Here is a 23,109-nt window from a genome sequence, read left to right on the forward strand (position 1 = left end):
CTCATGGTTCTCAAGCCGCCCTTATATGGGTGACAGGAGTTGAGAGTTGCTGCAGAACCTGGTCGCGCGGTCCATCAATAAGAACCTGGCCTTGTTCAAGCACGATAATGCGGCTGACCAAAGACAATATAGAAGGTTTATGCGTTGCGATTACCAGACTGCGATCTTTGCCAAGCCAGTCAGAGAAACGCTGTATGAACTCATTTTCAGTTTGCTGATCCATTGCGGCAGTTGGTTCATCCAGCAGAAAAACCCCGGGGTCTGCCAACATTAAACGGGCCAATCCAACTGCCTGTTTCTGGCCGCCTGACAACCCGCCGCCGCCTTCATATATAGGCATATCAAACCCTTTGGGATGATATGAAAGGTAACGGTCTATCCCTGTCACCTTTGCAGTCTCAAGCATCCGGTCATCGCTGACATCTCCAGCACCCAGCAGAAGGTTATCTTTCAATGTGCCTGAGAACAGGCGCACATCCTGCGTCATATAGCCAACCGAATGACGGAATATAGATGGATCAATCTGGTGAATGTCCACACCATCCATCAGCACTCGGCCTTTAGTTGGCATATATAACCCAGACAACAGTCGCAACAGGGTGGATTTACCTGAGCCGGTTCTGCCAAGCAGGGCTACACGTTCACCCGCTGCGATATCCAGCTTTGGAATATTTAAAGCAACAACATCCGACTCCCCATACGAAAACTGCACATTGGCAAGCGACAGATTACCCTGACAGCGATCCAGCAGCAGGAAGTTAGCATCACTAGGCCTGTCAATCGGCATACCCATAATCTTGTCTAAGGTTTGCGCCGAAGCTCTCACCTGGTATATGCGTGTTAACAGCCCGATGATTTGCGACACTGGCGCCACGGCACGACCGGCAAGAATGGAGCAAGCAATTAATGCACCGGCGGTTAAATTTCCATCCCTGATCATTAAGGCGCCGAGCGCCACGATGGCGATATACAAAAGTGACTGCACGGTAGATGCAAAATTGGTCGTAAAGTTACTGATTGATTTAACACGCATGCTCGTGCCACTTACCAGCTCCGTCAGTTCACGCCAGCGGCGGCGCATGCGCCATTCAGCATTCAACGTCTTCAGGGTTTCGGCACCTTCTATTGACTCAATAAGCAAACCGGAACGCGCATTACTCTCCCTGATGTGTTCCCGCGAAAGCTTCATCATCGGCCATTGCATCAAAGCGCTGAATATAATGAGCGCGGGTATAACCACAAGCGGCACAAAAACAAGATTACCGCCTATCAGCCACATGGCTACCAAGAAAATGATAAGAAACGGAAAATCTGCCAGCGTAAAGATTGCAGCAGAGGTCACAAAATCACGCAGAGATTCATGTTCCCGTAGTTGAGAAATAAAGGTACCTGTGTGCTGAGGGCGTGATTCCATCCGAATGCCGATGCCTTGATTAAATACTTTTTCAGAGACATCCAAATCCACTTTTTTTCCAGCATAGTCGACGACATAAGCGCGGAATGAGCGCAAAATCAACTCCAGCACATACACAATCACCACTCCAATTGTGAGTACCATTAGAGTATTGGTAGAGTCACTGGGAATAACCCGGTCATACACCTGCATTGAATAAAGTGCCGCGGACAATGCCAGTAAACTGGCAAATCCCGTAGCGATAGCTGCTTGCAAATATGCCCACCAGTTCGCTGTAAATGCATCCCAGAACCAGCTTGCACCCGAACTATTGGCTCCTAAAATTTGCTGATGCAATCGCTTGGAAGTAATACTGACCTGCAGCCATCCAACAATGTTTTCAGTAGAGACTATCGCAGCATCACCACCTACCTGGCTGGATACCATACGGCCCTGCATATCCATCTGGCGTATAGCGCTCACCGTACCATCACCCATCACAGCAATAAGCGGGAAACTTTCAGGCTTAGGCTGCACCTTATTTCGTTTTTTATAACTTAGGTGTATACCTACAGATCGCCCTGCTTTCTGCAAAGCAGACCAGTTTGCCTCGCCGCTTATTGGAGGAAAGTGCTGCGAAAGCATATTGTGTGGTATGGCATGACCGCGCCAACGCATCCACAACGCAAGTGCATCAATAAGTAGATCGCGGTCTAGTTTGATTTTATCTATACGCACTTTAAGTTGCCTCTACGATTAACAATTGCCTTACAGACCGATGCAATCGACATCATTGACACAGGATTGCAAAAGATGGACAACACCTTTTCGTACCGATTATTTGGCAGGAGTATTGCGGTAAGCATCAATTAAATAATCCATCTCACCACCAACAAATGCCAATTGCATCCTGGCTGTCATGACGGCATATTTTGCATCGACCCTCTGACTGTTAGCCGAATACAAATCTTGCAATGTATTAGTAACTTCAGGCCACGATCTGCGGCCAATAGTGAACTGCCGTTTGAACAGCTTTACGGTTTCAGCAGCTGATACAGCAAATTTCTCTAGCTCTTCACTGCGACTGAGTGCAGTTGTGTAATCCGACCAATAATTACTTGAAGTCTGCACCAATACACGCTCTTCAGATTCCAATGCATGTTTAGCTGCGTCAACCATGTGCTGGGCAGCCTCTACCTGAAAGCGTTGTGTTAATGCCACATCGTTCTGCCATTGAAAATTGACAGAAAACCTGGTGTCACTGTCGAATGGACCACTGCCGAAATATCGAGTGTTATCGACCCTTGCATATAAAGTTGGATATAACAGCGCCTTTTTGGACTCTACCGTAGCTTCGGCGACTTTCACTTCTTCACGGAGCTTCTGCAATGAGGGTGATCGTGTCACGACGCGAGATATCAGACCACTTTCACCATCAGCAACAGTCCATGATTGAATCGTCGGCAAACTGCCGGCTGCGGCTGCAGAACCTATCACTGAAAGATATACCGCCTCAGCACGAGATACTGAACCACTCCATTGCCTTTCAACTGCACGCGCCTGTTGCAACCTTGATGTTGTTAACGTGACATCCGATTTACTGCCAATACCGTTATCACTGCGTTTCAGTACACTGAAATGCAGTTTTTTGTGTTCGTTAAGGTTTTCTTCAGCAACAGCCCTTTGCTCGCGCGCCCTGGCAACATCAAGATAAGCGATTGCAGCAGCCATGCCTACTGACTGTATTGCAGCATTTTTTCCTGACATGGCTCCCAGTTCACTTGCTTTAGCCGCCTCAAAATCAGCATTAATCTTCCCGTGATCCCACAAGGTCTGATTTAATCCTACAGTTGAGTACCGGTCACCAGTCTCCCCCGTTCTGACAGCGACCTCAGCTTTAGGGTACCAGCGATAACCACCAGCTTCCACCTGCGATTTGGCCGATAGCATTTTTGAATCAGCAGCCATCACATCCGGATGTGTCTGCATCGCTGAACGAATTGCCGATATCATTTCATCCGGCAGTTCTGTAATGTTGGAAGCTGCTGTTGCAGTTGAAGCAGACAACAAAAATAAAAACCCACCCAATTTGCATAATAAGTCCCGCTTGCAGACCTTAAGCAAATTCACTGGCAATCCATCATTCGCATTCAACATTAAACTTTGTCCATTAAAATTACAGCCATCTGGATACAATGTCGCTGTTGACCGTATTATTGTTAGCAATTAGAACTGGCGTCATCATCAATAATGGTGACAAATGCAACTTAATAATCATTACCTTCATTATTAAGCAATGAATTACAAACCCGTATCAGCCCTGAATCCATCGACTCCAGACGCAATCACACCTGAATTAGGCAGCTATACTTAAAGCAGCTACTTTTTCGCGAAAATCGTCCTGCTGATAAAACCATCCGCCATCATCACAGCCATAAACGCGCCAGGCATCCGGCCCCAGCAAACTAACCAGCTCTTCATGTGCAACTTCTATCAGCTCGGTAAGCATGACTCGATCGCCACACTTCAACTGCATGCCGACAAATATTTCATGCAATGCGCCAACATCAAGACCCAGCAATTTCATTTTCGCGATTAATCGAATAGCCTGATCTGTCATGCTCACAACATTTGCATCAGTAATATTCTTACCTTCGTCAATACTCACGACGATATCTGCCAACTGATTTAGATATTCAAACTTCATAACGCACACCTCAAGTTTCTTTGAATGTTTAACGTCAAATTTAAATGGGATTTTTTCCCGTCATTTAAATATAAACACTCAAAGCTACCTTGTCAAATTTAATTTTGCAATTCAACAAAAACAGTCATTAAAATAGCGATATTTAATAAAATTAAAATAATCATGGGAATAATTACCGCAAATGTTTTTTTTATGTAATAATCGAAATAAAAACAACATTTGTATGTACTGAAAGTGCCCGACAAACATCAGACTAAAACTTACAAATAAATCATTATGACCATTGAAACGCCACCATCCATCATCAGCGCGCTTGAGCAGTGCCTCAAGCCAATAGCCAGGCTGTGCATTCATTTTGGAATCGATCACCGCCACATTTCGGAAATGCTTAAAGCCGCTTTCGTTTCTGTTGCCAAAGAAGAGTTCAAAGTAAACGGAAAATCACAAACGGACAGCAGGATTGCATTACTCACGGGCGTACACCGCAAAGATGTACGCCGATTGCTTGGACGTGCCCCGGAAAAAACAACGGGCCACCAGCAAGGCTTGGTAGCGAACTTAATTGCACAATGGCTTGGTACCCCGGAATTGCTGAATCAGGATGGGGAACCTAACCCCATTCCTCGCAACCCGCACCCGGATTACAAAATCTCGTTCATATCGCTGGCCGAAACATTGACCAATGACATTCACCCGCGCGCGTTAATGGATGAATGTCTGAACCGTGGAATCATCAAGCTTACTGATGATGGCATGGTCCATCTGATTGTCGAATCCCTGATACCGGCTGACGACCTGGATGAAAAAGCGCATTTTTTCGGACAAAACATACACGACCATATTTCAGCTGCAGAGCACAACCTGAATGGAGATCAGCCGCCATTCCTTGATAGGTTTGTCTGGCATGAAGGATTATCGGAAGCCGATGTGAAAGTCGTAGCCGCAGCCGCCAGGAAGGCTGCCATGAATGCATTGAAACAAGTCAACAATCAGGCGATTCAGCATAAGCAGCAGCATTACGGCGACGGCACAAAGCCTGAATTCAGAATCCACTTCGGGACATTCTTTTATAGCAGCCGCGTCCAGGCTGCAGACATAAAAGACGAGCCTAACGAGCAGATATAAACTGTTATGAACCTTCACCATCTATCATTAGCGGTAGCACTTATTCTACCCCTAAGCTATTTAGGTGAAGTGTCCGCAGCTACACGCGCGCCTCGCACATGCAGTATAGATGCCGGCTCTGTTCTAGAACAAAGCGATGGCTCTGCCAGCGGCATCGGCGGTACCGGGCATAACGCGGCTATCCCATCAAGCGGCATCGGCGGCACCGGACATGAAAATACCATTCCACCAGGCGGCATCGGCGGTACAGAGCATAATGTTGCCGTACAATCAAGCGGCATCGGCGGCACTGGACACGACACGGCCATCCCACCTGGAGGCATCGGCGGTACTGGTCATGAAAATTCTATTCCTCCGGGCGGCATTGGAGGCACAGGACACGAACCGGGCGTTCCACCGGGCGGCATTGGAGGCACAGGCATTGTCGCCGCGGGAACCCTGATGAATGTCAGCGGTATTATTACCGCCGAGGATTACACTAAAAAACAACTCCAGTTGGCCAAAGGCGATCAAATTTGTCCAGGTGACACAATTGCTACAAACCAGGATGCAAAGGTCAAAATCCAGTTTGCAGATGGCGCCATATTGCACCTTCTCAAAAACACAGAAATCAGCCTGGTTGACTACAACTACTCACCCCAGCAGCCTGAATTAAACCGCAGCCTGATAATACTGGCAAAAGGTGATATCCGCTCCATATCTGGCAAGATGTCCAAACTTAATCCGCAAAAATACAGCTTCAAGACGCCATCATCCACTATTCGCGTGATTGGCACGGATTTTCTGGTGACGCATCTGCTACAGCAAGAAGGCGCGCTTGATGCTGGAACTTACACCAAAGTGATCTCCGGAGAGGTGAGTGTGCAGAGCACCACCAGCACAATACGGTTACGCGCCGGGGAGTCCAGTCACGTCATGCTCAATGGCACGCAGTCAATCATCACCAGCGGGGGCGGCACCTGCTCGGTGCATTAACACCTCCTCCACGACTTAAAATCACTTAATTACTCAACACAGGAATACCCCCTCACCTATTAGGGTGATTGCTATCAATTCTGATAGGTGGTAACTTTAACTCTGTCTTAGATGGGTTTATTTTTAAGTTGATCTATTAATGGCATTTCACATTGATGGATATCTGCTATTTAAAGCAGCTAATCCAAAACCAAAAGGAAATCCAGATGAAGGCTGCCCCAATAGAAAGGTGCAGAACCTGCTTTTGCGGGCAATGCTCCATCAGTGAAGTCAGCAAGGTTTATGCACTAAACTCAGCGCTTGACCATGCTTATTCTATATTCGGTGTTGGATTGGTCTTTTTTGACAGCGAACGCAACCTGACCCATCTCAACGAACTTGCAAGAATCAAACTGAAACTTCCGGAAGAGTTCATCCTTTTGGGCGGCGACCTGATCAAAGAATGCTTCAATCATCAGTCCCATATCGAGCTGCGGCGTTCTATAGACCAGTTAATCAATGACAGATGTGCAAATGAGATCCACCTTAACATCCCCATCCGGGAAGAAAAAAGCAATGTAATGCTGCAGCGACTGGAAAAAACTGCGTTCGGGATTGATACTCCCGGAATTGCCATGTTCATTTTTGAATCGAAACAGGAGAACGATACATCTTCTGCCGATGTAGCACGAATTTTCGGTCTTACAAAAGCGGAGGCACGCCTGATGCTAGCCATTACCAATGGCATGACCGCCAAAGAATACTCCGCTATGCATGGCATTTCCATCAATACCGCTTATAGCCAGATTAAAGAAATATTGGCTAAAACAGGCACCCGACGCCAAGCCGAACTCGTAAAACTTGTACTTGAACACTCACCTGGCCTTGAGAGGCGGAAAAATATCATTCCGGTAATGACAGAGCGCAGGGCACCCTCTCTCAGATTGCCCGCCATTTAATACTGTTTTATTAACCATACGGCACTTTCTACCAGCCAAAGTTTTGCACTTGAGCTTGCCTGTGAATAAACACCAGCGCTCTCGCTGCAAACCTTCTTGAACCCAACAGGATTCCGCCATTAACGGCCATAACCCAAGCGTAATATCCAATATATCCTGTTGCTAGCAAGCCCTTATTTGCTTAATATCCTAGTAATTTAGTAAACATTATGCAAAATGAAAACTTCAAGTTACTCAGCTCCAGAACAGTCCGGATTCAAGTTTGACAATAGCTACGCAAAACTCGCATCCAAGCTATATCAGAAACAAAAGCCAGAAGCCGCCAGAAACCCGAACCTGCTATTACTTAATCATGCACTTGCCAAAACGCTGGGATTGAATGTGCAGGCTCTTGAAAAGGAAGGTGCAGAATATCTCGGTGGGAATGCTTTATACGCAACTGCCGAACCTATTGCCCAAGCTTATGCAGGACATCAATTCGGTGGATTTAACATGCTGGGAGATGGCCGCGCCGTGTTATTAGGCGAACACATTACTCCGGACAACAAAAGATTCGACATCCAGCTGAAAGGCTCCGGCAGAACTGCATACTCACGCTCAGGAGATGGCCGCGCAGCGTTGGCACCGATGCTGCGCGAGTACATTATCAGCGAAGCCATGCATGCCCTGGGCATCCCCACCACAAGAAGCCTGGCGGTGGTCACAACCGGTGAAATGGTATACCGTGATGATGCATACCCAGGCGCAGTATTGACCCGCGTTGCATCCAGCCACATTCGCATCGGAACGTTTCAGTACGCGTCTGCGCTGCAGGATCGTCAGCTACTCGCTGAATTAGCTGATTACACCATCCATCGCCATTTTCCAGAAATTGCTGCTGCAGAAAATAAATATGCGAGACTTCTGGAAAAAGTCATCGACCTACAAGCATCACTGATAGCGAAGTGGATGCAGGTTGGCTTTATTCATGGCGTAATGAATACCGATAATATGAGTATCTGCGGCGAAACTATTGACTATGGTCCATGCGCCTTCATGAATAACTATGACCCAGGCACTGTATTTAGCTCAATTGACAGCAAAGGCCGCTATGCTTTCGGCAATCAGGCGCCAATCGCACACTGGAACTTGTACCGGTTTGCTGAAACGCTGCTTCCGCTCATCAACACGGATGAGGATCAATCCATCGTCACCGCAAAAGAATTACTGGAAGCGTTCCCAGCCAGATTCCTAGCTTACTGGCTGGCCGGCATGCGGCATAAATTAGGGCTTTTCAATCAGGAGCAGGGCGATTTGGAACTCGTGGAAGATTTATTAATGTATATGCAGAAAAATAATGCCGACTACACCAATACATTCAGGTCGCTTGGAAAAGAACTCTTAAAAACAATGCAGATTTACCATGATGCAGGGTTTAAAAACTGGCTGCAGGCATGGGAAGCAAGATTATCCAGGCAGCAAGAAAATTTCGCGCAAAGTCTCACTTTGATGGACAGAACCAACCCGGCCATCATTCCGCGCAATCACCTGGTAGAAGACGCTATTTCAGCAGCTGTCGATCAACAAACACTACAACCACTGGAACAATTATTATCCGCAATCACCGCCCCTTACAGCACAGATGCAGTCCATAGTAAATTTACACAGCCACCCGAACCGAGCTTCGACATTCATTACAAAACTTTTTGCGGCACTTAAGTAAGTGAACGATGGTTGTAGTTACAAAAAAGCAGGCTACAGCCTGCCCATATAGATTTTGCATGCCTCAACAAGAGTCTCCAGCAAAAACCTGTTATCAAACAGGGATCTCCTTATAAAGAATAGATCCCGCACACAAAAAGAAAAAAACTGGCCATTTCTGGCCAGGCCTTCTAGGAAATGACATATCACGATCATATTACTTTCATCGCTTGCAAGCCCTTATACAGAGTGGTCATATTTAATGCAGGCTGGATAAAAACTCTATCAGATCAGCCCTGTCTTTTGGATTATCAAGCCCATCATATTTCATCTTGCCAGCTGGCACTAAAACCTTAGGATGTTCCATATATGCCGATAACTGATCGGATGTCCATATTATCTGTGAGCTGCGCATATTATCTGAGTAGTTGAAATCATTGATAGAAGCAGATTTTCTACCTAGGATATTCCACAAAGAGGGTCCTTTCTTATTCTTACCTTCTTTAACACTATGGCATTCCGCACACTCCTGATTGAACATGTTCTTGCCGTTATTGATATCAACGGCGGCATAAAGCGCATTGGAGTTAGCAAGCAGCAGCAAAGCTGACAATCCAATTAAATATCTGATGTTCACCATATTTATCCCTTCTTAAAATGCGAGCCAGGCAAAAGCAAATAACGTATTGTTATCCGAAGCATTCCTGCCCAAGCCATCATAGTTGTTCTTTGCGCCATTAAACTTGGTATAACCCGTATATTGCAGGCCCAGGCGCATATTCGCCCATGGACTACCCCATGACTCGTCCTTGCCCCATGGCGTCCAGTCTGCCTGTACTATATAGCCGCGGCTGTCTGGCGAGCCATTGATGCTGCCGCTATCTGCTTCACCGGAGTTATAGAGTTTGTCATCCGTGTTGCCGCGGATATCAAACACACCTAAAGTCACGCCATACGTATTGTTATAGTGGTAGCTGCCAGCCAGATCAAAGCGTTTCAAGTCACCATGCTTGCTATCGGCACCGTCACTGCCGAAAGTGCTGCCCAGAGTGCGCCTTTCATCAATGTAGCTGGTATTTACCGTAAAAATATGTTCCCTGGTACCCAGAAACTGGTAGGAAGCATCCACCCCGATATCGTGGTACTTATCGGTCGGACCGCTTAAGAAATCAGGCTGCAGTTTTGCATCCATGCCGAACAGTCCAACATGAAATGCCTGTTTTTTAAAGTCTTTGAAATATCCCAGCCTCCAATACGGCGATGTTCCGCTGATACGGCCATCTTCACCCGCATTAATCTTGTTTCTCAAGCTTCTGGACAAGGTCTGGTAACCGCCGAATTCAGCATAAAAACTATTGTCATAGAAGCCGTATGCGGTAGCGCCCAGCACCTGCTGTTCCAACGCACCGTTGATGAAAGGTGAAGCGGCAGGCCCCGGAGCCAGCTCAGAAGACATGTAAGGGAATTTGAATCCGTTAAGGGTGTTAAACGGATCCTGCACTGTAGGATTGTTATTGAGTGAGATGCCGTAAGTCAGGTCTTTACCACCAAACTGCCTGCTGTCTGCGATGCGGATATCCATATTGTCCATGGCGAATTTTCGGTCAAAATCATTGCCGGTTACCTGCACAAAGGAACCTACGTGGTCAGAGAGCCTGCCCGCAAGAAATATCGATAATTCCTGCAATGATAGATTATCGTTCTTGCCAAAATGCGGCTGCGCATCATCACTCAACTTTTTGTTCGTGTGTGTAAATCCTTCTACCAGCATGGCCGAGAGCGGAACCTTGCCGTCCTTGCCATCGGTATCGACATAACCGCCTAATTTAAATTGCATACCATGCGGCGTAAGCTGCGGCCCAAAGGCGCCAATGTGGCACGCCGAGCAGGACTCCCCTGTCTGCCTGGCAAAGCTTGGGATGGCATTTGCATAGGCACTAAAAAAAACGAGACCTGTCACAAATGTCATCTTGAACCACTGAATGATTGTTTTTTTGAACAACATGATAATTCCCCCCGGTTTGAAGATATTGGATTAGTTGAAGTTATTTAAATATTGGAGCCATCGCGCGCAGCACGTTGTCTTTTTTGAAATAGTGATGCCATAACGCGGCAAGGGCGTGCATAAAAATCAAGGCCAATAATATATAAGCCGCCCACTCATGCCAGTCGGCCAAAGTTTCTGCCATATCCATATCCTCGGACACCAATGCCGGCAGATGGATAAATCCAAGGAAATTTACCGGCTGTCCCTTAGCACTCACCTGTGCCCAGCCAAGAAGAGGAATAACCAACAAACTGAGATACAGTGCAAAATGCACTGTTTTTGCAGCGACCTTTGAAAACAGGTCAAGTTCGTGATCCGGGAAATGTTTACGATACTTTATGACAAACAGCACACGAAGCATTAATAACGCCGGGACTAATAACCCAATAAATTTATGAATACTCAGCATCCATAACCGCGCAGGTTTACCCTCTATAAGGTCCCTGATGAATATTAATGTCAGCCCCAGTAAGATCAAACCAGTGGTGAGCCAGTGAATGATTACAACGGCTTTAGGATATCTTGGATTGCTCATAGGTATCTTCAAAATATATGGACACCTACAACAAAAGCAACCCGCGTGCCAATTAATATTTATTAAGCAATATCAATCAGTTAATATTAACTATCAGTATTTACAATGCATTAATAATACTTAAATTGCGCATTAATCTATATTAAAAACTGTAAAATTCATACAATATTTGCGGGAAAAATTACCGCACCAATACCGCGCCCCGTATAAGCAAAACGCAAAAAGAAAAAGCCTAGTCATTTCTGACTAGGCTTTATATCTTGGTAGGGCATGTGGGGATCGAACCCACAACAAACGGATTAAAAGTTGTTATAACAAATTGATTTTTAATGTTATTTGTTCGCCCTCTTTCGCCAATACTCGCTGACACTCGTTAAAGTTGTCACGTTTAATATTTTAGAATGGCAACAATCGGCCAATTGCTGACCATCGTCAATTTACTGTATCCGGTGCTTAAGCGGGACAAAGTGGTCATTCACAGTTAAACTATTTCTTGGTATTCGCTGGCCAGTTCTGCATGGCAATATCAATAATATCCATGAGCGCATCCTTGCTTGCGCCACTAGAAGCTTGTACTGAAATCCCCTGATGAATGGTGGCGACGTATTTTGCCAGTGCAGTTGTATTGGCACCTTCAGGCAAATCTCTTTTTTCCTTCGCTAAATCAAATCGTTTTTTTAAACTTTCTTCCAAATTGGCACGATACGCGATGAGTTTTTTCTGCATCATTTCTGCTTCTGGCCCACAAGATAATGCACCTTGCACAATCATGCATCCTCGTGGATTTTGATGTTGGGTTAGTAGCTCCACGGCTTTAGTAAGAAACGTTTTAGCTACCAGATAAGAAGTGGGCTCTGCCATCGCCTCCTTCACAAATGCGCTTGGGCCAGTGACATATTTATCTAAAACTTGATTAAACAAAGCTTCCTTATTGCCAAAAGCTGCATAGATACTAGGTTTATTCATACCCATGGCTTCGATAAGTGCTGCCATAGAAGTGCCTTCATAGCCAAACGTCCAAAATGTTTGCATGGCTTTTTCTAGCGCATCTTCATAGTTAAATGCAGGCGGTCTCCCGCGTCGTTTTAGAACATCTGCTTGTTGATCTTCTGTGCTACTCATAAGTTAACTCACATGTGATATTTTTAATATTATACCATTCGGTAATAAATGTGTTGACATATTAATGAATGCCCTTTATTATTTATTTACCGTTTGGTACATATTAAATAAATGATGGAGAAAAGAATGAGTAATCATGAAAACAAGGTGGCTTTTATCAGTGGCGCGAATCGTGGCATTGGCTTTGAAACAGCCAGAAAATTAGGAGAGCTTGGGATAACAGTCATTATCGGTGCACGCGACGTCGCGAAAGGTAAAGCAGCCGCTAATGACTTAATTTCAAGAGGAATAAAAGCAGATGCAATTTACTACGACGCGAATGACGTAAAATCCGCACACGATGTTTATGATTATCTTGATAAACATTACGGGAAGTTAGATATTCTTGTGAACAATGCAGGCGTCAACCACGAGCAATTGATGGGCAAGAATAACAGTAGCTCTTTAAGCAAAGATGCTTTACAGAATACATTCCAAACCAACTTATTTTCCGTAATTGAAATTACACAGAGATTATTGCCCTTAATTAGCAAAGCGCCTGCTGGTCGCATTGTGAATCTATCTAGCATACTGGCATCACTAACTCTGCACAGTATGCCAAACTCCCCAATAGATCCTGCTAAAGCGTTTGCCTATAACGCTTCAAAGACAGCATTAAATGTCTATACGGTTCATTTAGCCCACGAGTTGCGTGATACCAATATCAAAGTGAACTCCGCACACCCAGGTTGGGTAAAAACTGAGCTTGGCGGTGAACATGCGCCAATGGAAGTTGCAGATAGTTACAAAACCAGTGTTTACCTTGCCACATTAGATGAAAATGGTCCAAGCGGTGGTTTTTTCCATGAAACAGACCCACTCCCTTGGTAAGTTAGGAAATAGACATGGCTAAAAAAATTCCATTTCGTTACCGCGTATATTGTTTTGCGCTAGTAATGTCATTTTTTACATCAATGATTGTCTCCGGCACTGTGATTAGTTTGCGCACTAGCGCTCTTGAGGGATTTTTACATATTTGGCCATCGTCTTTCGCGATTGCATGGCCAATTGTATTTATCGCGATTCTTATCATCGCACCGCTTGTTAACAAATTTTTAAATGTGTTTATTGAGTCTAGCTAAAAGTAAGGAATAACCAATAATGAATCACATCTCCAAGTTAGAACAACTTCAGGAAATTAACATAGGTGCCAACTGCACACTCCGATACCTAAAAGCAGGTGCTGGCAAGCCACTCATTTTGATGCATACCATACGGACGCAATTAGATTACTTTCAGGAAGTAATTCCCGAGTTAGCAAAACACTATACAGTTTATGCAGTGGATTTACCTGGTCATGGCAGATCGTCTATCGATACAAGAGTCAATTACGATGAACCTTATATGCGAAAAGCAATAGTCGCTTTTATTGAAAAATTAGATTTAAGCGACGTCACGCTGGTAGGCGAATCGATAGGCGCAGTGTTGGCGCTTACAGTGGCTAATGAGGTACCGGAGCGTATTATCAAAGTAATTTCCTCTAACACCTACGACTACGAAACCCGTTATGCCGATGGTTTACGCAGGGGAAATATATTTTCGAATATCGTGATTGCCAATTATGCAGTACCCATCCATGGTGCAATCTTTGCCCTATTTGAAAACTGGCTATTTTTAGGCCTGGCAATGAAAGGTGGTTTAAGAAATAAAAGCTGGATGCCCTCTAAGCTCTTAAGTGAATTTAATCGCACAGGATTCCGCAGAGGCTATAGATATGTGGAGCGTAACGTTTTTGCTAACTGGCGATCATGGAATAAAGCAAGAGCGCAATATACTGGTGTAAAAGCACCAGTAACCTTAGTTTACGGCGATCATGACTGGTCAACAATTCCTGAGCGTCAGCGCACTGCAAAAGCACTGGGTAACATCAATATCATTACGTTAGAAAATACAGGGCATTTTGGATTTGTGGACAACCCCAAAAAATTATTAGAAGTAATTTTAAAACTTTAACCATTAGCTGTTAAAGATGATTTTCATGGAGTTAACTCAGTATAAATACAGGTTATGCAGAGTAACTCCATAAAAGACTACCTAAATTAATGATGTTTGGAATGGCAGCTATGCGGATTAACACGCCTTCGGCATGTTAGCGGCGACCTGCCATAGATTTTCAATTAGTGAATTACCGAAAGAACTCTAAGAAGCAATTTGAAACTTTCAGTCTACTATAAGGCTACTAAAAAAAGAAAAAGGCTTAGCCATTTCTGACTAAGCCTTATATATCTTGGTAGGGTGTGCGGGGATCGAACCCACGACAAACGGATTAAAAGTTGTTATAACAAATTGATTTTTAATGTTATTTACTCGACCTCTCTCGCCAATACTCGCTGACACTCGTCAAAGTTGTCACGTTTAAGATTTTCGAATGGCAACAATCGGTCAATTGCTGACCATCGTCAATTTACGGTATCCGGCGCCTAAGCCGGACAAAGCAGACGGTCATTTATTCAATATTTAATCAAATTCAATTACAATCAATCAAGTGGTGCTGCGTCTCTATATTAATATTTCAATATAGAGACCGAGAAACAATAAAACCAAGAAAAGACAAGGGGTTCCAGCCATGCGTCATGCAATTACATTTATTAATATAGAGACCCATGGGCCTCTATAATTACTGTTGGGCCCCATGAAATGAGCGCGAACTTCACGATCCAAAGGGCGCATGCCAACGACGCGCAGGAGGTTGCTGTAATGGTTGGCGAGCTACTGGCTGAAATCATGAACGCCATTGGTGTTCAGGCGTTCAACTTCGACCTTGCCGAAACGACATCCAGACTCCAGGATTTCCTTAACCGTGAGAAGTATTTTGTATTTGTCGCTTGTGGCGAGAGTGGAAATCCGGTAGGTTTTATTGCCCTTTATGAAAGCTATGCCCTTTACGCTGAGGGCGCTTTCGGCACCATGCCTGAACTTTACGTTCGTCCGGGGTACCGCACAAATGGGCTGGGCCTTCGTCTCGTATCCCAAGCAAAGTCTTTCGGAGTGTCGCGTGGCTGGACACGGTTGGAGGTTACAACGCCGCCGCTGCCGCAGTTCGACAGAACTTTGGCGTTTTATGAGCGTGAGGGTTTCGCTATAAGTGGTGGCCGCAAACTGAAGGTCTCTCTGTGATCTGTGACCCACCCCATCATTCCACCGGACCTGCGGGAAAAGCCGCGCAGGCCGGTGAATTCAGACGTTGACAGTCCGCTTAGCGGATGTTGCAGCCAGTCATTCTTAATTTTGTATGTTCCTTAGCATCGTGACAGCGCTCGGTCACAGCCTCACAATAACCTATTGATTTTATTCGCAAATAATAGAATTAAAAGTTGTTATAACCAATTGTTTTTAAATAAAAATAACCCGCCACCACTCGCTAGTCATCGCTGATAACCGTCATAATTTTCATGTTTAATGTTTTTTCTAATGTCCATACTTGGCCCTTAACGGTCAACTACAATTATTACTACATCCGGCAACTAAGCGGAGAAAGCAGACGATTGGATATTCATTGGTAGAAATATATGCTTCATTGGCCAATTGAAAACATGGCATCTAAATCATGTTTTGAATAGGTTTTATATGCTAGCAAGGTGTCTGTTTTTTCAATGCTGTCTAACTTTAACAAGTGATTTGTTACAAGTGCTGAAAGATCATCAATATTCTGTACTCGTACTATGGCAATCAGATCATATCGGCCGCTGACAGAAAACACCTCTGATATTTCAGTCATGTCATTCAATAGTTCAGCTGTTTCATTGATTTTGTGTCTTTCAATATTCATTAAGATAATGGCTGAGATCATGATTTTGTGTATTCCTTTTTAGAAATATATTTACAACTTTTGAAGCAATAATTTATTGTCACGCCGACATGTAACCTATAGATTTTGTTGAATTTAAATAGGATTAAAAGTTTCTATAACCAATTGATTTTTAATACAATTAACTCGAAATTACTAGCCAATTATCGCCGACAACTTTCATAAAAAGTCACATTTTTAATTTTAAAAACAGCGGCTATCTTCGCCAATAACTGATGTTTGAAACTAAATCATGCGGCTTACATTGCCGCATTCCATATCCGCACGCAATTCCTCCCCGCGGCTTTTGCTGCATACATTGCCTTATCCGCACGATCAATCGACGTTTCAACCGGCACATCAGGATCAAGGAGCACCACACCAAAAGATGCCGTAATATAAATCGGTTTTTTTCCATTGCACTCAATGGGCATCAAGGCTAGTCCTTCGCGCAAACGCTCCATCATGTCGTAGCAAGCCGCTAATTCAGTGTGCTGCATTAATAACAGGAACTCTTCCCCACCATAGCGGAATACTTTGTCATAAGGTCGGAGATGTTCGATGATGTAATGAACAAAAGTTGTCAACACGCAGTCGCCTGCCAGATGCCCATGGACATCGTTGACCGTCTTAAAATGGTCTAAATCTACCATGACAACACAGCAAGGCGGTAATTTGCGTTTTACTAATTCCTGCTGCTCACGAAGGGCTGGCAGGATACCTACTTTAGTAATCGCACCGGTAAGTGAATCGTGGTTGTAAAGCACGTTTTCCAATTCGTGCTCTAAGGCTGATATTTCAAGGCGCAACCGTTCTAGTGAGTTAGAGAAATTGTCAAAGTCAAAGGTGCTAACAGGTTTCCCTTTTTTTGCTTTCACCAGCAATTTTGCTGCCCGCTCGTGCATGAGTTTATGCGCTTCTCCCAAAGCAACAAATCCAGAAAGATCACGCAATTTCTCAGGGATTTTACTGTAGTACCATTGACCGAAGCGGCACGCCTCATGAGCATGAGGCGCAATATCATGTTGGTCTGCCGGCAACTGGCAAGCGAGTGCACGAACTAAGCCCGCATACCACTGGTTGTGATTAAAGAGAGCTTGCTCCAGCTGATTGAGCATTGCTTGCAGCTCATCTCGGGTCAGATCATAGAGTTCCATTTAATTCTCCCGTGACTTCAATACTAGATGTAATGTTTCGTGTAATAGTAGCATTTATGCATGAATATCTAGATTTAGAATCAGCAATGACTTTACTCAAATCTCTCCTTCCTGATGCAGAGTGGTTTATAGCTCAAGTTGAGTCGAAATAGGGAATTTTTAAATGCGCGTCAACAGACCTGCTACCGTGAGATGAAAAAACAATGATTTCTAAGCTTATTACAGCTTAACAACAACTGCTCCTGGGGCGTGATTCTTAACCGACTCAATACCATTATCTCTTGCCGTGGCGGTCTCATATGACTCGCTAGCTCCTATAATCTGGCTATTAGCCGCCTTGAGATTAAACATGAATTTACCCGAGCTTGTTAACTTTCGTTCATAGCTACTGTCAATAGTGGCATTTTTCTTCACTGACTCTATGCCGTTATTGCAACCTGACTTAGCTTTATAACCCTCACTTGTTAAAATTGTCTGTCCGTTAGAAGCTTTTAGCCTAAACCTGAACTCGTCCGCTTTATCAGTGTAAATTTCAAATTTTCCAGCCATATCTTTCTCCTATTTTTAGTTACAAAGGATACATGAATATTTAGGTGACTTAACTCTGAACCAGATTAATGGTGATGTAATCTGGAACATCATCCAAGGTGAAATGAAGCGTGGAAATAAGACTGCAACGGTGAATCGTCATTTGGCGGTCACTAGGGCAATTTTAAGAATGGCGCGGGATGAGTGGCAGTGGATTGATGCGATGCCTAAAATCCGATTGTTGTCGGGTGAGGTTGAACGCGATCGCTGGCTAACACGTGATGAGGCTAATCGGTTGATCGAAGCTTCACCGCCTCATTTAGCGGCTTTAATACGCTTTGCTTTAGCTACGGCTGCCGTGCTGGGAAGATCACCAGTCTTGAATGGCATCGGGTCGATTTAGATCGTAAAACGGCTTGGTTAGACAAGACTAAAAATGGAACACCGAGAGGTGTACCGCTAAATTCGGATGCGATTGAAGTATTGTTGTCGGTGCAAGGAAACCATTCCTAATACTGCTTCACTTATCAAAAACAACCGATTAAAACGGCAATAACGAATCATGCTTGGTATGCCGCAATTGAGAAAGCGGGCTTGAATGATCTAAGGTTTCACGATCTCAGGCATACATGGGCATCATGGCATCATGGCATCATGGCATCATGGCATCGTCAGGCTGGCACTTCATGCGATGAGTTGAAAGACTTAGGCGGATGGAAGTCACGTTCGATGGTAGATCGTTATGCAAAGTTTGCTACGGAACACTTAACCGTCGCCGCGTCTAGGATTGAAACTGGACGCACCGCAAACGTGATGGATTTGGTCACGTTTAAGTCACGCCAAGAAAAGAAAAAGGCTTAGCCATTTCTGACTAAGCCTTATATATCTTGGTAGGGTGTGCGGGGATCGAACCCACGACAAACGGATTAAAAGTCCGCTGCTCTACCAGCTGAGCTAACACCCCATTCGTTTCTCAAGTAATTTGTGTCACTCAGGAAAGGCCGCAATTATGGGGGAAACTATTCACTTGGTCAATGACAAAATAGAAAATTTTCATATTTTTATCGCATTTATTTTTATTGACTTCGGCATGATTTTATACATGCCGGAATTTACCCCAAAATTGCCTTAATTTTAATCAGCGCATGCCGGGTAGCTTGCCGCCCATCAGGCCTCCCATGCTGCGCATCATTTTTGACATGCCGCCTTTGCTGAACATTTTCATCATTTTTTGCGTTTCTTCAAACTGTTTCAGCAAACGGTTTACTTCCTGTACTTGCACGCCTGAACCATCGGCAATACGCTTTTTACGGGTTGCCTTGATAATCTCGGGCTTGCGGCGTTCCATTGGCGTCATGCTATTAATGATGCCCTCTATGCGACGCAGGCTTTTATCGGCATCATCCGGGTTAACCTTGGCCGCCATGCCGGCTATCTGGGATGGCATTTTGTCCATAAGCGCCCCCATGCCGCCCATTTTACGCATTTGCGACATTTGCGCTTTAAAGTCATCAAGGTCAAAATTCTTACCTGACTTCACTTTATCGGCGAGTTTCTGCGCTTCTGCCATATCGACATTTTTATGCGCCTGCTCAATCAGGCCGAGCACGTCACCCATACCTAATATGCGCGATGCCATGCGATCCGGATAGAATGGCTCCAGCCCATCGACTTTTTCACTGACGCCGACAAACTTGATTGGCTTACCCGTCACATGGCGGACTGATAAAGCGGCACCGCCGCGAGAGTCACCATCCAGCTTGGTAAGAATCACACCGGTAAGCGGCAAAGTATCGCCAAAGGCTTTCGCCGTGTTAATCGCATCCTGCCCTTGCATAGCATCAACTACAAACAGGGTTTCAATCGGGTTCAGCTGCGCATGCAATGCCTTGATCTCGGCCATCATGGCCTCATCAATACCCAGGCGGCCTGCCGTGTCAAAAATCACCACATCATAGTAACCGCGTTTGGCAAAATCCAGCGTAGCGGCAGCAATATCAGCCGGCTTCTGGCTGGCATTGCTATCAAAACACTCGACTTCAAGCTGCTTTGCCAGTGTTTTAAGCTGTTCTATCGCTGCCGGGCGGTAAACATCGGCACTCGCGAGCAACACCTTCTTTTTCTGCTCTTTAAGTAATTTTGCCAGTTTGCCTGAGGTTGTCGTTTTACCGGAGCCCTGCAAACCCGCCATCAGGATAATGGCTGGCGGCACGGCGGCTAGATTCAGGCCGACATTTTCCTTACCCATCAGCTCCGTCAACTCATCATTCACGACCTCGATGACAGCCTGCCCTGGGGTGAGGCTTTGCAATACTTCTTTACCCTGCGCGCGCAATTTAACCGCCGCGATAAAGTCTTTTACTACCGGCAATGCAACGTCGGCCTCCAGCAGTGCCATACGCACTTCACGCATGGCATCTGCAATGTTTTCGTCCGTCAAGCGCGCCTGTCCACGCAGGTTCTTAATGACGCCTTGCAGGCGTCCGGTTAGGTTTTCTAGCATTTTTATACTCTTTACGTCATTTAAGTTTCAATTTTACATCAACCTATTATCTTTACCGCACATTTGCGCCATAATTACATCATGCAGAAATTAATTCCTTATATTGTCGTTGTATTTATTTACCTGGCTGTAGCGGCCGATTTCTGGCGCGCACCCAAATTAGCCGAAAAAAGTAAACACCTGAAGCTGCATTCAATGATGATTGCCCTTGGCCTGCTGGTGCATGGCTGGCTTTTGCATCAGAGTATTTTCTCGGCGGGGTTCAACCTGGGATTCTATGAGTCGGTTTCGGCAATACTTTGGCTCACGGTTTTAATCTACTGGGTCACAGACCGCGACCATCAACTGCACAGCCTGCAGGCATTTGTACTGCCGCCAGCGGCATTATTCGCATTACTGCCCGCATTCTTCTCCAGCCACCATTTTTTACCTGATGCCAACAACAGCCTGTTCATCGCGCATGTATGGATAGCGATGCTCGCCTATAGCCTGTTCACTTTTGCGGCACTGCATGCGGCGCTGATGGCAATTGCCGAGCGCAGCCTGCATCATAAAAGCAGCCTGATCACGCTGCCGAGCTTCCCCCCGCTCATGATGATGGAATCTTTGCTGTTTAAAATTATCGGCCTGGGTTTCGCTTTGCTGACTATCACACTGATCAGCGGCATGTGGTTCTCTGAAGAAATTTTTCACAAAGCACTGGATTTTAACCACAAGACCATCTTTTCGATTGCAAGCTGGTTTATCTACGCAGCCCTGCTATTTGGCAGATACCAATATGGATGGCGCGGCCTCAAGGCGATCAGATGGACCATGATAGGCTTTGTGCTGTTGCTGCTGGCTTACATCGGCAGCAAATTTGTTTCGCAGATCCTGCTCGGCAGATAAACGGGTAGCCCAATAAAAATGGACCAGGTAGCTTGACTGCCTGGTCCATTTTTATTTTTAAAGCCTGATATAAGCCGACGCTGATTAACGCAAACTGATCTGCGGCCAGCCTTGCTGTTTTGCATAATCAGATAAAATCTCATCTGCATCAACCGCTACCGGGTTGCTTACCAGCTTCATCAGCGGCAAGTCATTGTGCGAGTCGCTGTAGAAATAGCTGGTAGCATAATCGGTTAACGCGCTACCGCGTTCTGCCAGCCACTGGTTGATTCGCGTCACCTTCCCTTCTTTAAAGCTGGGCACACCGCTTACGCCGCCGGTATATTCACCATTCACCATTTCCGGATCGGTACCGATCAGGTTATCGATGCCATAAGCCGCTGCAATCGGCCTGGTCACAAAGCTATTGGTCGCCGTGATCACCAGGCACAGATCACCCGCCGCCTTATGCTTATTCACCAGATCCTGCGCTTTTTGCGTCATCATGGGGCGAATCACTTTTTCCATATACCTTTGGTGCAGTTCGTCGAGAAACTTTTTAGGGAGCTGGCTAAGCGGTTTTAATTGAAACTCCAGAAACGCATAAATATCCAGGGTACCGTTTTTATAATCCTGATAGAACTGCTCATTGCGTGCCTGATGCGCTGCGCCGTCGAGAAGCCCTTCATTGATTAAGAACAAGCTCCAGTTATAGTCGCTATCACCTGCAAGCAGCGTGTTATCCAAGTCAAATAAAGCCAGATTCTGTGTATTGTTTTGAACCATATTAAATATCTTTTTGTTGAGTTGCTGAAAGTACTAAAAATACGCCTATTAAAATCACAGCCAGCGCGACCAACTCCATAGAGGTCACATGCTCGCCCGCAAACCAGATGCCTACCGTAAATGCCACCACCGGGTTCACAAAAGTATTGCTGCTGGCTACCAGCGGCCGCACCGTGCGCAATAAATACTGGTACGCGCTATAGGCAACAAGCGACCCCAGCACTATCTGGAATAGCAGCGCACCCCATGACTTGATGCTAATTACCTGAGGCCAGGTTTCACCGGTGACAGCACTGACTATCAGCAGAGCCACACCACCCGCCAGCATCTGCGCCGCACTTGCCATCAACCCCTGCGGCATGGCCAGATGTTTACTCCAAACCGAGCCGAACGACCAGCTTGCTGCCGCAAATATCAGCAGAAATGCGCTGATAAAGTGTCCGCTGAAACTGCCACCAAGATTAAGCAATACAATACCAAGCAAACCAATAGCAATACCGAGCCACTCCCTGGCAACGATCTTATGCCCCCAAAGTGAAGAAAACACCGCCATCCATATGGGTGCCGTAGCGATTGATAATGCGGCGACACTCGATGAAACGGTCTGCTGCACATAACATACTGTCCCATTGCCTAATGCAGGCAGCAACAAGCCCACGACAGCGGCACCTGCCCACTGCCGCTTGTTGGGGTCAGGCACGCCCAGATAGCGCATCACCGCATATAAAATCACGCCAGCTATTGTAAAGCGCATGCCGGCCATCATAAACGGCGGAAAACTTTCAATGCCAAAACGAATGGCAAGGTAAGTGGAGCCCCAAATGAAATAGGTGCAGAAAAGCGCTGCTACGATCAACAGGGTTTGCCGGGCTTTAGGCATGGTAATTTTTGTACGTTCCTTTCCGATTAGGCTAGAGATG

General features: G+C 45.4%; 22 protein-coding genes, 1 tRNA gene and 1 pseudogene. 10 read left to right on the plus strand and 14 right to left on the minus strand.

The window, feature by feature from the left end; translation table 11 throughout:
* Window positions 1-10: 10 nt before the first annotated feature.
* From GQ51_RS06070 to GQ51_RS06080, 3 genes are all read right to left on the minus strand, one after another.
* The gene (locus GQ51_RS06070) at window positions 11-2,131 is read right to left on the minus strand and encodes a type I secretion system permease/ATPase (protein WP_152604122.1); all 2,121 of its coding nucleotides are present in this window, start codon (window positions 2,129-2,131) and stop codon (window positions 11-13) included.
* A 99-nt stretch (window positions 2,132-2,230) separates the two neighbouring features.
* Window positions 2,231-3,589: a TolC family protein gene (locus tag GQ51_RS06075; protein ID WP_235276177.1), complete on the minus strand. Its 1,359-nt coding sequence runs from the start codon at window positions 3,587-3,589 to the stop codon at window positions 2,231-2,233.
* A gap of 160 nt (window positions 3,590-3,749) precedes the next feature.
* Window positions 3,750-4,100 carry a hypothetical protein gene (locus GQ51_RS06080; protein ID WP_047551070.1) on the minus strand — a complete coding sequence of 117 codons (351 nt, stop codon included), beginning with the start codon at window positions 4,098-4,100 and terminating at the stop codon, window positions 3,750-3,752.
* Window positions 4,101-4,376: 276 nt separating this feature from the next.
* Between GQ51_RS06080 and GQ51_RS06085 the strand changes: the two genes are divergently transcribed.
* The 4 genes from GQ51_RS06085 (at window position 4,377) to GQ51_RS06100 (ending at window position 8,836) form a co-directional block, all read left to right on the plus strand.
* The gene (locus tag GQ51_RS06085; protein ID WP_047551072.1) at window positions 4,377-5,225 is read left to right on the plus strand and encodes a DUF6502 family protein; all 849 of its coding nucleotides are present in this window, start codon (window positions 4,377-4,379) and stop codon (window positions 5,223-5,225) included.
* Between the two features lie 69 nt (window positions 5,226-5,294).
* Window positions 5,295-6,200 (plus strand): FecR family protein, encoded by a 906-nt coding sequence (locus GQ51_RS12595; protein WP_047551075.1) that lies wholly within the window; start codon window positions 5,295-5,297, stop codon window positions 6,198-6,200.
* 155 nt (window positions 6,201-6,355) lie between these two features.
* Window positions 6,356-7,138: a helix-turn-helix transcriptional regulator gene (locus GQ51_RS12025; protein ID WP_052177735.1), complete on the plus strand. Its 783-nt coding sequence runs from the start codon at window positions 6,356-6,358 to the stop codon at window positions 7,136-7,138.
* 216 nt (window positions 7,139-7,354) lie between these two features.
* The gene (locus GQ51_RS06100; RefSeq protein ID WP_047551078.1) at window positions 7,355-8,836 is read left to right on the plus strand and encodes a protein adenylyltransferase SelO; all 1,482 of its coding nucleotides are present in this window, start codon (window positions 7,355-7,357) and stop codon (window positions 8,834-8,836) included.
* A 241-nt stretch (window positions 8,837-9,077) separates the two neighbouring features.
* On the opposite strand, the gene GQ51_RS06105 is transcribed toward GQ51_RS06100, so the two are convergent.
* The 4 genes from GQ51_RS06105 to GQ51_RS06120 all read right to left on the minus strand — a co-directional run bounded on the left by GQ51_RS06105 (window position 9,078) and on the right by GQ51_RS06120 (window position 12,522).
* A complete protein-coding gene (locus tag GQ51_RS06105; protein ID WP_235276179.1) occupies window positions 9,078-9,455 on the minus strand; it encodes a c-type cytochrome in 378 nt (125 codons plus the stop codon).
* A 15-nt stretch (window positions 9,456-9,470) separates the two neighbouring features.
* Window positions 9,471-10,823, minus strand: a complete 1,353-nt coding sequence (locus tag GQ51_RS06110; RefSeq protein WP_047551084.1) for a hypothetical protein — start codon at window positions 10,821-10,823, stop codon at window positions 9,471-9,473.
* A gap of 40 nt (window positions 10,824-10,863) precedes the next feature.
* Complete coding sequence (locus GQ51_RS06115; RefSeq protein ID WP_047551087.1) at window positions 10,864-11,400, minus strand: cytochrome b; 537 nt, start codon at window positions 11,398-11,400, stop codon at window positions 10,864-10,866.
* A 486-nt stretch (window positions 11,401-11,886) separates the two neighbouring features.
* The gene (locus GQ51_RS06120) at window positions 11,887-12,522 is read right to left on the minus strand and encodes a TetR/AcrR family transcriptional regulator (RefSeq protein ID WP_047551090.1); all 636 of its coding nucleotides are present in this window, start codon (window positions 12,520-12,522) and stop codon (window positions 11,887-11,889) included.
* Between the two features lie 126 nt (window positions 12,523-12,648).
* On the opposite strand from GQ51_RS06120, the gene GQ51_RS06125 reads away from it, so the two are divergent.
* The 4 genes from GQ51_RS06125 to GQ51_RS06135 all read left to right on the plus strand — a co-directional run bounded on the left by GQ51_RS06125 (window position 12,649) and on the right by GQ51_RS06135 (window position 15,678).
* The gene (locus GQ51_RS06125) at window positions 12,649-13,392 is read left to right on the plus strand and encodes an SDR family oxidoreductase (protein WP_047551093.1); all 744 of its coding nucleotides are present in this window, start codon (window positions 12,649-12,651) and stop codon (window positions 13,390-13,392) included.
* 14 nt (window positions 13,393-13,406) lie between these two features.
* Window positions 13,407-13,643 (plus strand): DUF2798 domain-containing protein, encoded by a 237-nt coding sequence (locus GQ51_RS12270; RefSeq protein ID WP_081987108.1) that lies wholly within the window; start codon window positions 13,407-13,409, stop codon window positions 13,641-13,643.
* Between the two features lie 19 nt (window positions 13,644-13,662).
* On the plus strand, window positions 13,663-14,514 hold the full coding sequence (locus GQ51_RS06130; RefSeq protein ID WP_047551096.1) for an alpha/beta fold hydrolase: 852 nt from the start codon (window positions 13,663-13,665) through the stop codon (window positions 14,512-14,514).
* Between the two features lie 684 nt (window positions 14,515-15,198).
* A complete protein-coding gene (locus tag GQ51_RS06135) occupies window positions 15,199-15,678 on the plus strand; it encodes a GNAT family N-acetyltransferase (protein WP_047551099.1) in 480 nt (159 codons plus the stop codon).
* Window positions 15,679-16,075: 397 nt separating this feature from the next.
* On the opposite strand, the gene GQ51_RS06140 is transcribed toward GQ51_RS06135, so the two are convergent.
* From GQ51_RS06140 to GQ51_RS06150, 3 genes are all read right to left on the minus strand, one after another.
* Entirely contained in the window at window positions 16,076-16,330 is a 255-nt protein-coding gene (locus tag GQ51_RS06140) for an Lrp/AsnC family transcriptional regulator (RefSeq protein WP_235276180.1), read from the minus strand.
* Between the two features lie 278 nt (window positions 16,331-16,608).
* The gene (locus GQ51_RS12275; protein ID WP_047551104.1) at window positions 16,609-17,505 is read right to left on the minus strand and encodes a diguanylate cyclase; all 897 of its coding nucleotides are present in this window, start codon (window positions 17,503-17,505) and stop codon (window positions 16,609-16,611) included.
* A 219-nt stretch (window positions 17,506-17,724) separates the two neighbouring features.
* The gene (locus GQ51_RS06150) at window positions 17,725-18,054 is read right to left on the minus strand and encodes a YegP family protein (protein ID WP_047551106.1); all 330 of its coding nucleotides are present in this window, start codon (window positions 18,052-18,054) and stop codon (window positions 17,725-17,727) included.
* 28 nt (window positions 18,055-18,082) lie between these two features.
* Here GQ51_RS06150 and GQ51_RS12600 point away from each other — a divergent pair.
* Window positions 18,083-18,894: pseudogene (locus tag GQ51_RS12600) on the plus strand (site-specific integrase); the annotation flags it as partial.
* Window positions 18,895-18,921: 27 nt separating this feature from the next.
* Here the strand turns inward: GQ51_RS12600 and GQ51_RS06160 are convergent.
* Together GQ51_RS06160 and ffh are read right to left on the minus strand one after the other, a co-directional pair.
* Window positions 18,922-18,997: transfer RNA gene (locus GQ51_RS06160), tRNA-Lys, on the minus strand.
* A 174-nt stretch (window positions 18,998-19,171) separates the two neighbouring features.
* A complete protein-coding gene (ffh, locus tag GQ51_RS06165) occupies window positions 19,172-20,536 on the minus strand; it encodes a signal recognition particle protein (RefSeq protein WP_047551109.1) in 1,365 nt (454 codons plus the stop codon).
* A gap of 81 nt (window positions 20,537-20,617) precedes the next feature.
* Here ffh and GQ51_RS06170 point away from each other — a divergent pair, with 81 nt between their 5' ends.
* The gene (locus GQ51_RS06170) at window positions 20,618-21,424 is read left to right on the plus strand and encodes a cytochrome C assembly family protein (RefSeq protein ID WP_047553988.1); all 807 of its coding nucleotides are present in this window, start codon (window positions 20,618-20,620) and stop codon (window positions 21,422-21,424) included.
* An 84-nt stretch (window positions 21,425-21,508) separates the two neighbouring features.
* Here GQ51_RS06170 and GQ51_RS06175 read toward each other — a convergent pair whose 3' ends face one another.
* Window positions 21,509-22,189, minus strand: a complete 681-nt coding sequence (locus GQ51_RS06175; protein WP_047551112.1) for an HAD family hydrolase — start codon at window positions 22,187-22,189, stop codon at window positions 21,509-21,511.
* A gap of 1 nt (window position 22,190) precedes the next feature.
* On the minus strand, window positions 22,191-23,069 hold the full coding sequence (gene yedA / locus GQ51_RS06180) for a drug/metabolite exporter YedA (protein ID WP_047551115.1): 879 nt from the start codon (window positions 23,067-23,069) through the stop codon (window positions 22,191-22,193).
* Between the last annotated feature and the right edge of the window lie 40 nt (window positions 23,070-23,109).

The organism is Methylotenera sp. G11 (genome assembly GCF_000799735.1).
Lineage (GTDB): Bacteria > Pseudomonadota > Gammaproteobacteria > Burkholderiales > Methylophilaceae > Methylotenera.

Coding starts and splice junctions, on each gene's coding strand:
- GQ51_RS06080 (WP_047551070.1), bottom strand. CDS start 4,100: ATGAAGTTTGAATATCTAAATCAGTTGGCAGATATCGTCGTGAGTATT.
- GQ51_RS06085 (WP_047551072.1), top strand. CDS start 4,377: ATGACCATTGAAACGCCACCATCCATCATCAGCGCGCTTGAGCAGTGC.
- GQ51_RS12025 (WP_052177735.1), top strand. CDS start 6,356: ATGGATATCTGCTATTTAAAGCAGCTAATCCAAAACCAAAAGGAAATC.
- GQ51_RS06100 (WP_047551078.1), top strand. CDS start 7,355: ATGAAAACTTCAAGTTACTCAGCTCCAGAACAGTCCGGATTCAAGTTT.
- GQ51_RS06110 (WP_047551084.1), bottom strand. CDS start 10,823: ATGTTGTTCAAAAAAACAATCATTCAGTGGTTCAAGATGACATTTGTG.
- GQ51_RS06115 (WP_047551087.1), bottom strand. CDS start 11,400: ATGAGCAATCCAAGATATCCTAAAGCCGTTGTAATCATTCACTGGCTC.
- GQ51_RS06120 (WP_047551090.1), bottom strand. CDS start 12,522: ATGAGTAGCACAGAAGATCAACAAGCAGATGTTCTAAAACGACGCGGG.
- GQ51_RS06125 (WP_047551093.1), top strand. CDS start 12,649: ATGAGTAATCATGAAAACAAGGTGGCTTTTATCAGTGGCGCGAATCGT.
- GQ51_RS12270 (WP_081987108.1), top strand. CDS start 13,407: ATGGCTAAAAAAATTCCATTTCGTTACCGCGTATATTGTTTTGCGCTA.
- GQ51_RS06130 (WP_047551096.1), top strand. CDS start 13,663: ATGAATCACATCTCCAAGTTAGAACAACTTCAGGAAATTAACATAGGT.
- GQ51_RS06135 (WP_047551099.1), top strand. CDS start 15,199: ATGAGCGCGAACTTCACGATCCAAAGGGCGCATGCCAACGACGCGCAG.
- GQ51_RS06140 (WP_235276180.1), bottom strand. CDS start 16,330: ATGAATATTGAAAGACACAAAATCAATGAAACAGCTGAACTATTGAAT.
- GQ51_RS12275 (WP_047551104.1), bottom strand. CDS start 17,505: ATGGAACTCTATGATCTGACCCGAGATGAGCTGCAAGCAATGCTCAAT.
- GQ51_RS06150 (WP_047551106.1), bottom strand. CDS start 18,054: ATGGCTGGAAAATTTGAAATTTACACTGATAAAGCGGACGAGTTCAGG.
- ffh (WP_047551109.1), bottom strand. CDS start 20,536: ATGCTAGAAAACCTAACCGGACGCCTGCAAGGCGTCATTAAGAACCTG.
- GQ51_RS06170 (WP_047553988.1), top strand. CDS start 20,618: ATGCAGAAATTAATTCCTTATATTGTCGTTGTATTTATTTACCTGGCT.
- GQ51_RS06175 (WP_047551112.1), bottom strand. CDS start 22,189: ATGGTTCAAAACAATACACAGAATCTGGCTTTATTTGACTTGGATAAC.
- yedA (WP_047551115.1), bottom strand. CDS start 23,069: ATGCCTAAAGCCCGGCAAACCCTGTTGATCGTAGCAGCGCTTTTCTGC.